Here is a 9,721-nt window from a genome sequence, read left to right as displayed (position 1 = left end):
TGTGATGAGCAGCTGTTTGTTTAACCGGGCGCATTTCGTACAATCGAACCCGTACACCTCTTTTGGCGATTTGCCACGCAGCTTCACTTCCTGCAAGACCTGCTCCAATTACATTGACGATTGTCAATTCCTACACCAACCTTTTCTATACAATCTGAGAAAATAGAAACTTTCACAGATTTTTATTTCTTTTTTTCTATGTACAGCTCCAAACWTCAGTCCAGTTAGCCCACTAAGGACCAACTGGACCGACACTTGTTGCTTATCTTTATTATGCTTGTGTATCTTCCTTGTAATCACAAGAAGTACACTGGATTTGAATACCTTTTTTCAGTTTTTTCTCTACTAGCAATTCGCTACATTTCGGACATGGGCGGCTGATTGGCTTGTCCCATGAAACGAATTCACAAGTTGGATAGCGATCGCATCCATAAAAAATACGTTTCGATTTACTTTTACGTTCAACGACTTCGCCTTCCTTACAGCTTGGACACGTCACTCCGATATTTTTAACGATTGCTTTTGTATTACGGCAATCCGGGAAGTTGCTACATGCCATGAATTTTCCATATCTGCCTRATTTAAAGACCATTGGAGATTCACATTTTTCGCAATCTTCTCCTGCAGGTTCATCCTTGATTACGACTTTCTCCATCTCTTTGTCCGCGTGTGTTACATGCTTTTCAAAGTCTCTGTAGAACTTATCAATGATGTGAACCCATTTTTCCTGTCCTTCTTCGACACTGTCCAAATCTTTTTCCATCTGGGCAGTAAACTCGATGTCAATAATGTCCGGGAAAAACTCCAACACTAGCTGATGGACAATGCCACCAAGTTCAGTTGGCACAAAACGCTTTGCATCGAGTGATACATATCYGCGCTTTTGTATTGTATCAAGTGTAGGTGCATATGTCGAAGGACGGCCTATCCCAAGCTCTTCAAGCGTTTTAACAAGTCGGGCCTCCGAATAACGTGGTGGTGGTTGTGTGAAATGTTGCTTCGGCTCAATTTCAAGCTTCTTCACAAAATCGCCTTTTTCCATTTCCGGTAATATACGATCTTTTTCCTCTACTTGATCATCGTTGCCTTCTACATATAATTTCATGAAACCAGGGAATTTCACTTGTGAACCATTCGCACGGAATACAACATTTTCATTTGTTAAATCAACCGTCACAGTATCTAATACTGCTGAAGACATCTGGCTCGCCAAGAACCGTTCCCAAATCAACTTGTAGAGACGGAATAAATCTTTTGAAAGAATTGATTTCAGCTGATCAGGAGATCTCAATACGCTCGTAGGACGAATCGCTTCATGGGCATCCTGAGATTTGCTCGATTGTTTAGTCGGTCCTGTTGAAGTGGTGACATATTCCTTGCCATATTCCCCTTCTATAAAACTGTGTGCATCTTTCTTCGCTGTATCGGAAATTCGGGTAGAATCTGTACGCATATACGTAATCAAACCGACAGTACCTTCTTTTCCAACATTCAAACCTTCATATAGCTGTTGAGCAAGCATCATTGTTTTTCGTGCTCGGAAGTTTAACTTGCGTGCCGCTTCCTGTTGAAGGGATGATGTAGTGAACGATGGCGCTGGGTTGCGTTTACGCTCTTTTTTAACAACGCTTGTGACTTCGAACTTGTCACCTTTAAGTTGTTTCAAGATTTCTTTTACTTGGTCTTCGTTTGTCAACTTGACCTTTTCGTTTCCATTGCCGAAGTACATCGCGTCAAATGATTTTTTGCCTTTTTCAAAGCTACCTTCGATTGACCAGTATTCTTCAGGCTGGAAATTCTTAATCTCGTTCTCACGGTCAATGATCAGTCTTAACGCAACGGATTGCACGCGACCTGCAGATAGACCTTTTTTGACTTTCTTCCATAGAATCGGACTGATGTTATAACCAACCAACCTATCCAAAATACGACGGGCTTGTTGTGCATCTACCAAGTCCATATCAATGGGACGGGGGTTTTTAAACGATTCTTTAATTGCGTCTTTTGTAATTTCATTAAAAACGACGCGACAATCTGATTCAATATCAATGTTCAATGAATTCGCTAGATGCCAAGCAATTGCTTCGCCTTCGCGATCGGGGTCAGCCGCGAGATAAATTTTCTTCGCTTTTTTGGCTGCTGATTTCAGATCCTGCATAACTGGGCCTTTACCACGAATCGTGATGTACTTTGGTGTGTATTCATTTTCTACGTCTACACCCATTTGACTACGTGGCAAATCACGAACATGACCAAGTGATGCTTTTACTTTGTACTTTTTGCCAAGATAACGTTCAATCGTTTTCGCTTTGGCTGGCGATTCCACAATCACTAAAAAATCCGACATGTATGTGCCTCCTCATAGAGGTTCCTAATAAATCAATAAAAGAAATACCTGTTGCAAAATGTATAACAGATTTTACTATAATGCAACCATTTTTCATTACATTGTTCAATTTTGAATAGACAATCCTTGAAAATCTTCTACAATTTGATAGCCATTCCAGATTGGTTTAGCCCCATCTAATAGCGACCGGTTGGGTCCGAGTGACAGCATTGAGGTGATGGGACCAGGGACACAATAGACATCTTTTCCATTGTCCAAAGCATGTTGGAGGGTACTGACTGTTCCACTTTTTTCTTTTGCCTCTGTTACAACCAGCGCTTGAGAAATACCGCTGATTAGCCGGTTTCGCATAGGAAAATACCATTTTTGTGGAGTGACGTACGGTGGATACTCAGTCACAGTTAAATGATGCTTTTCCATGATCGTATATAACTGGTCGTTCTCTTTGGGATAGCGGGTGAAGTGACCATGACCAAGGATTCCGATGGTTTTTCCGCCAAGATTATGAGTTGTCTGATGAGCCATTGCATCAGCACCTTTCGCCATGCCACTGACAATGACCATATCATACTCAATAAGTGGAGGAAGAATCAATGACATCGAAGCTCTCGAATAGTCCGTTGCGTCTCTCGCACCAACGACTGACACGTAATTTTTCATCGTTAAATAATCAATATTGCCTTTCGCGTAAAGAATTGCTGGCGGGTCATATAGTGTTCTTAATTGTTTGGGATAATTAGGATGGTTAAATGGGATTGGGGTAATGTTATTCGAGTTATATGCTTGTATAAGGGGGGTTTCAAGCACTTTTGCATATGCATCTTTAAATTTCCTGGCTCGTTCAGGAGTCAGTCTCAATAATTTCGAAAGCTGATAGATATCCATTCCCTCGCATGAGGCTAATTCAGAATCTACTTGAAGTAGGGGCTCCAAGCGATTTAGAGGGATAGGCAAAACATAGTGAAGCGCCAATAAACGATGATAAAATGATAGATTGATCATGCATTTCCTCCTTTTTTTTAGAAACAGAAGCAAAACATCCGACGATGCGTCGCCTCCTTTTATATTAATCTGTTATTAATAAATTGACCAGTTTTCGACTACTTTCGACTTCTACTTTTCTGAGTTTCTTCTATATAAATTAGATGTTAGAACCGCTTGTTAAAAAGAATTATATTATCAGACAAAATCAAAAAAGCTCGAAACGTTGAATTAACAACGTTTCGAGCATTTATTTTAGATTAATGTGTTTTACATTGATCGTACAAGCCTTTTTCTTTAATCACTTTGATTAAAGTTTCACCAATAACAGATGGAGTAGCTGCAACTTCCATGCCAGCTTCATTCATCGCTTTGATTTTGTCAGCAGCTGTACCTTTACCACCAGAGATAATCGCACCGGCATGGCCCATACGTTTACCTTCAGGAGCTGTTTGTCCACCAATGAATCCTACTACAGGTTTAGTCATGTTAGTTTTGATCCACTCAGCAGCTTCTTCTTCAGCTGTTCCGCCGATTTCACCAATCATTACTACTGCATACGTATCTGGATCTTCATTGAATGCAGATAATGCATCGATGAAGTCAGTTCCGTTTACTGGGTCTCCACCAATACCTACAGCTGTACTTTGTCCAATACCTTCTTGAGAAAGTTGGTGTACTGCTTCATAAGTTAGTGTACCAGAACGAGAAACTACACCTACATGGCCTTTTTTGTGAATGTATCCTGGCATAATACCAATTTTACATTCTTCAGGTGTAATTACACCTGGGCAGTTCGGTCCGACTAAACGAGTTTTCTTGCCTTCCATATAGCGTTTAACTTTTACCATATCAAGAACAGGAATGTGTTCAGTAATACAAATCGCCATATCCAAGTCAGCATCTACTGCTTCAAGAATAGCATCTGCAGCGAATGGAGCTGGAACATAAATAACGGACACGTTAGCGCCAGTTGCTTTCACAGCTTCTTCTACTGTATTGAAAACGGGTACGCCTTCAGCTTCAGTTCCGCCTTTACCTGGAGTTACACCAGCGACGATTTTTGTACCATACTCAAGCATTTGCTTTGTATGGAAAAGAGCTGTTGATCCCGTAATACCTTGCACGAGTACTTTCGTATCTTTGTTAATATAAACGCTCATCTTTTGTCCCTGCCTTTCTTAGCCTACAAGTTCAACAATTTTTTGCGCGCCATCAGCCATAGAGCCAGCCGCAATAATGTTTAAGCCAGATTCATTCAATAATTTCTTCCCAAGTTCTACGTTTGTACCTTCCAAACGAACAACTAAAGGTACTTGCAATCCAACTTCTTTCGCAGCTGTGATTACGCCTTCAGCGATAACGTCACACTTCATGATTCCGCCAAAGATGTTAACGAAGATCCCTTTAACATTTTTGTCTGAAAGAATGATTTTGAATGCTTCAGTCACTTTCTCAGCTGTCGCACCGCCCCCAACGTCAAGGAAGTTAGCGGGTGATCCGCCGTAATAGCTGATTGTATCCATTGTTGCCATAGCTAGTCCAGCACCGTTAACCATACATCCGATGTTGCCATCCAATGAGATATAGCTTAAGTCATATTTAGAAGCTTCGATTTCTTTTGCATCTTCTTCGTCATAGTCGCGTAATTCCAAAATGTCTTTATGACGATATAAAGCATTAGCGTCGAAGTTAAACTTCGCGTCAAGTGCCATAACGTCTCCACCACCTGTTACAACTAGTGGATTGATTTCAACGATTGCCGCATCTTTTTCAACAAACACTTGGTAAAGACCAAGCATGAATTTCACAGCTTTGTTTACTAGCTTAGCTGGAATGTTCATGTTGAAAGCCATACGACGAGCTTGGAAGCCTGTTAATCCAATAACTGGATCGATTACTTCTTTGAAGATTTTTTCAGGAGTTGCTTCAGCAACTTCTTCAATGTCCATTCCGCCCTCTTCAGAACCCATAAGAGTTACACGTGAAGTTGCACGGTCAAGTACTAAACCTAAGTAGTACTCTTTCTTAATGTCRCAGCCTTCTTCAACTAGAAGACGCTTGATTTCTTTTCCTTCAGGACCTGTCTGATGAGTGACAAGGACTTTACCAAGAAGTTCCTTCGCGTATGTACGAACTTCATCCAAGTTCTTCGCGATTTTAACACCGCCAGCTTTACCACGACCACCTGCGTGGATTTGAGCTTTCACCACGACAACTTCAGTGCCTAGTTCTTTTGCAGCTTTTACTGCTTCTTCAGGAGAAAAAGCAACTAAACCGTTCGACACTGCGACACCATATTGTCTGAGGAGTTGTTTACCTTGATATTCATGGATATTCATTTTACATCCTCCAATCAAACTTCTGTCAAGTAATTTACTACCTTAACCATTGTATAAAACCTGTCATACAATGTCCACACTTGTCCTTAATATTACTGAAACATCGAATATTCTGTACTTTTTTGTCGAAAAAAAGTTTTTCTATTTATTCATGCCATGAGACTTATCAATCCGGTAAATAAATGCAAACACTTCTGCAACCGCTTGATACAACTCTTCAGGAATCGATTCATTGATATCCAATTGGCCAAGCAGCGACACTAAACTAGGATCTTCTTGTATGGGAATTTTATGTTCAAGTGCTTTTTTTATTAGATTTTCAGCAATTACACCTTTGCCTTTAGCTATGACTGTCGGGGCATTTTCTACATTCTGTTTATATGTCAATGCGACAGCTTCTTTGATGGTCTTGTTTTCTTCCCTCATATTAGAACATCTACTCCCCACTTGCTTACTTGCGCCTCTGTCAATATAGGATGGGGCTCCGATTGCTTTATATAACTTTTCATAAATACGCCTGATAATTGATAATTTAACGAGCTAAGACCTGTTTTAAGCGCTTCCCTGAACTGTTCTGCATAAGGCATTAATGCATCACTTTCGTTAAAAATATTAATTGTGATGACACGATTTTGTATTTGCATATCAATTACAATCTCTTTCAAAGAAGCTAAGTCCAGATAAAACATGACACGGGCATAATTGGAATCGATTTTCCCATCCTCTTTCATTTGACCATTCCATTGCAGTGAGGCATCCATGCGTTTTCCGAGAAAATCCAGTGGAACTTGCATAAGAAACTGATGTTGAGGACCATTTTCACCCGATAATATTTGCATCCCATTCAACCGGGAAACAATCATTTCTGCTGTTTCTTTCAACGTGGCTGCAATCACTTGATTTTGTAGTAATGCCAGCAATTGCGGTTTAAGCGATTCACTTATTTGGCTCAGATTCGCTCCTTTCGCTAATTTTGCTTCGTAAGCAAATCCGATATTGCCAAGTATTTGTTTCATTGCTTGTTCGATCGCTATGCTGTTTATTCCAGATTGAATTGTAGCTTCTGCTGTAATAAAAGCTTGCTGAACGGGTAGTTGATTGGATTTACTAGATAGCAGTGTTAATTGTTCAAATACCTTTGCGTCCAACTCTTTACCGTTCAAGGAAGTTAATATGGACAACACATAATCCTTTGGTGCAAACAATTTCTGGTCAGTGTGAAATGGTTGGGATTGACTTGCTTCGGCAAATGCCTTTATTACTTCATTTATTAAAGACTTTATAGCCGCATTCCATTCTCGCGATTGAGGTGCTATCTGCACTACTTTTTGAATCAGTTGTTGGATTTCATCTTTTCCTTCAACTGATAGAAGTTGGTTTTGTTGAATCATGTTTTGAAGAAATTTCAATAGTTCCTGAGCTCGAACTGGGTCTTGCAATTGAAGAAGTAGTTGTCCAACTTGCAAACTTTGCCCATCAACTGGCGCTTCAATGGATGTTACTTGTGAACTTAACCAGTTGGCAAGTGTTGCTTGTTTTGGGACAAGTCCAACGTCTTTCAACAAATTCAACAATGCCAGCTTGTCACTTTCGCTTGTATTCTGTGATTGTAATCGTTCAATCACTTGTCCGAGTATTGCCCCGCCAAGTTCATTTGAGAAAGGCTGAGATATTTGCGCTAATGCTTTCTCTAGGTTTCCCTTTTGGCTGGATGGAATGGACGTATCATTTTGTAAGGCTATTTTAAACGCATCCAATAGCTGGTGTATGCCATTTTTATCTTGTCCGCTGATTAACGTGCGAAAGTTTTCATTCGTAAATAATAATTTGAGCTCACTCAGTTTCTGAATCGCCAACAAACCTTCTGCTATTTTAACCTGTGGTGGGATTTCTTTCAGCCATTGTTCTGCCAATAGTAACTGTTCTTTAGATAGAGGTATTTTTTCTTTGACCATCTGTTGTACAATACTCTCCATTTCGGTTGTTTTCGGCAACTGAAGGGAGTCCATTAACTGCTTCGTTTGACTGGATGTGGCTTTGGAAGAGTTTAGAGCATCTGTCACTACCTTTAATTGCAAAGCTGCTTTATCACCTACTACTTGAAAGTAATGAGTATCTCCGGCTTTTAAAGGAACTTCTAATATCGCCATCATTTTTTGATTTCCCACTTGAACTTCGGCTCTTTGGTCAGGAAATAATTTTTTCACACTCCCATGAATTACTTGACCGTGTTTTAACGAGAAAATCTGTTCACTTGTGACTGCGGTTCGTATAGAAGGCTTTATAGTGGATGACATGCTCAAACCTCCTTTATGAAGTCATGGATTTTATAGGTTCAAATGATTTTCTATGAATGGGCGTTGGACCAAACTCACTCAAAGCCTCCAAATGTAATGCTGTCCCGTACCCGGCATTTTTCGCAAAATGATATTCTGGATAGATTTTATCAAACTTATCCATTATTTCATCACGCGTTGTTTTTGCTAATATCGATGCTGCAGCGATGGCCAGACTCTTGGCATCCCCTTTGATAATCGAGTGTTGTGATGTTGTTGTAGGCAGCTTCATGGCGTCAACCAATAAGACGTGCGGTTCAATCGACAAGTTGTCAACTGCTTGCATCATGGATAACCGTGTCGCTTCGTAGATATTTAAGGTATCAATTTGTTCAACTTCTTGAATATGTATGGAATAACAATGTGCATGTTTTTTAATGACTTCTGCGAAACTCTGCCTTTTACTGCGTGACAGCTGTTTGGAGTCATTTATCCCAAAAAGTTCGCTCGGGTAATCCTTGAAAATGACAGCCGCAGTTACGACAGGACCAGCAAGAGGACCTCTCCCTGCTTCATCTATGCCAGCTACCAAATCATTCATCGATAGCTTGTGACTATTGTCAAAATGAATCTTTTCTTCATGTTCAAGTTGAACTTTTTTCTCCATTTCTAGTCTCTTTAGCCAGGACGCAACCAGCTTTTGAACACCCGTCCGTTGATCGTTCATGAGTTCATTCGTCCAGTCATTAGGTTTTGATGTGTTCCTAAGTTGTTCTGAAATTGCCTTTATTGTTAGCATTCCGCTTCACCTCTTTGTCTGTGTTTTGCTATATATGTATGAATGTTGATGATATTGAATATAAAACGAGAGCGTGCATTTACACCTTGCTCTAATAAGAACCCAATTTGAAGGTTGCCGTTGATATTCCACAAAAAACGTCTTGTATTTATAAAAAAACCTTTCTTACCCGAAGGTAAAAAAGGTTACTGTTCAGGTTCTGATACCAATTCATCCACAATATCAAACGTCAATTTACCGAGATGTTGCCCACGGATATCACGTACAATAAGTTGCGCAACTTGATCATAATCTATTTCCCCACCACCTGCGTAGGCACGTCTAAGTTTCCCGATATGGTCAAATGTGACAACTAAGTCCTCATCTACTTCAGATAATTTGTAGCGTTCTTCCATACGTTTTGGATAATGTGCAGCTAAGAACTTCAGACCATATACAGCCAAGTCTTCCATATTGGTTATGGTGTCTTTGATTGCACCTGTCAATGCCAGTTTGTAACCTACAGCCTGGTCTTCAAACTTCGGCCATAGGATACCTGGTGTATCCAAAAGCTCTAGTTCTTTCCCAACTTTTATCCACTGTTGGGCTTTTGTGATACCAGGCGTATTGCCCGTTTTAGCTAGATTCTTCTTCGCCAGACGGTTGATTAACGTTGATTTACCAACGTTAGGAATCCCGACGATCATCGCACGAATAGCTCGTGGTTTGATTCCACGAAGGCGCATACGCTCCCACTTTTCGAACAACAGCTCACTTGCTGCTTTGGTCACAACTTGTAACCCTTTGCCTTCAAGCGAATTGATGGCAACAGCACGGTGCCCACGTTCTTCWAAATATTGAATCCACTTTTTCGTTTGAAAATCATCAGCCATGTCCATTTTATTTAAAATCAAAAGACGTGTCTTCTGTCCGATCACTTCATCAATCATCGGATTTCGTGAAGACAGCGGCAATCTTGCATCAATCAATTCAATTT

General features: G+C 40.3%; 9 protein-coding genes. All 9 read right to left on the bottom strand.

The window, feature by feature from the left end; all coding sequences use genetic code 11:
• Window positions 1-127 (bottom strand): FAD-dependent oxidoreductase (locus tag AC1DSB_RS08750; RefSeq protein ID WP_477586481.1); only part of this gene is annotated, 127 nt, incomplete at its 3' end.
• Window positions 128-271: 144 nt separating this feature from the next.
• Complete coding sequence (gene topA, locus AC1DSB_RS08745) at window positions 272-2,347, bottom strand: type I DNA topoisomerase (RefSeq protein ID WP_477586479.1); 2,076 nt, start codon at window positions 2,345-2,347, stop codon at window positions 272-274.
• 105 nt (window positions 2,348-2,452) lie between these two features.
• Window positions 2,453-3,349 (bottom strand): DNA-processing protein DprA, encoded by an 897-nt coding sequence (locus AC1DSB_RS08740; RefSeq protein WP_477531009.1) that lies wholly within the window; start codon window positions 3,347-3,349, stop codon window positions 2,453-2,455.
• A gap of 239 nt (window positions 3,350-3,588) precedes the next feature.
• The gene (gene sucD, locus AC1DSB_RS08735; protein ID WP_016427697.1) at window positions 3,589-4,491 is read right to left on the bottom strand and encodes a succinate--CoA ligase subunit alpha; all 903 of its coding nucleotides are present in this window, start codon (window positions 4,489-4,491) and stop codon (window positions 3,589-3,591) included.
• An 18-nt stretch (window positions 4,492-4,509) separates the two neighbouring features.
• Window positions 4,510-5,670: an ADP-forming succinate--CoA ligase subunit beta gene (gene sucC / locus AC1DSB_RS08730; protein WP_016427698.1), complete on the bottom strand. Its 1,161-nt coding sequence runs from the start codon at window positions 5,668-5,670 to the stop codon at window positions 4,510-4,512.
• Window positions 5,671-5,811: 141 nt separating this feature from the next.
• Window positions 5,812-6,096, bottom strand: a complete 285-nt coding sequence (locus AC1DSB_RS08725) for an EscU/YscU/HrcU family type III secretion system export apparatus switch protein (protein ID WP_477531010.1) — start codon at window positions 6,094-6,096, stop codon at window positions 5,812-5,814.
• Entirely contained in the window at window positions 6,093-7,967 is a 1,875-nt protein-coding gene (locus tag AC1DSB_RS08720; protein ID WP_477531011.1) for a hypothetical protein, read from the bottom strand. Before AC1DSB_RS08720 ends, AC1DSB_RS08725 begins: the two co-directional genes overlap by 4 nt.
• A gap of 13 nt (window positions 7,968-7,980) precedes the next feature.
• Window positions 7,981-8,745, bottom strand: a complete 765-nt coding sequence (locus AC1DSB_RS08715; RefSeq protein WP_477531012.1) for a ribonuclease HII — start codon at window positions 8,743-8,745, stop codon at window positions 7,981-7,983.
• A gap of 185 nt (window positions 8,746-8,930) precedes the next feature.
• A partial coding sequence (gene ylqF / locus AC1DSB_RS08710) for a ribosome biogenesis GTPase YlqF (protein ID WP_477586477.1) occupies window positions 8,931-9,721 on the bottom strand: 791 nt, incomplete at its 5' end.

This window comes from Paenisporosarcina sp. P4_E4_2 (genome assembly GCF_056401595.1).
The sequence above is the reverse complement of the archived record's forward strand: the minus strand, read 5'-3'. Positions and strand labels throughout refer to the sequence as shown.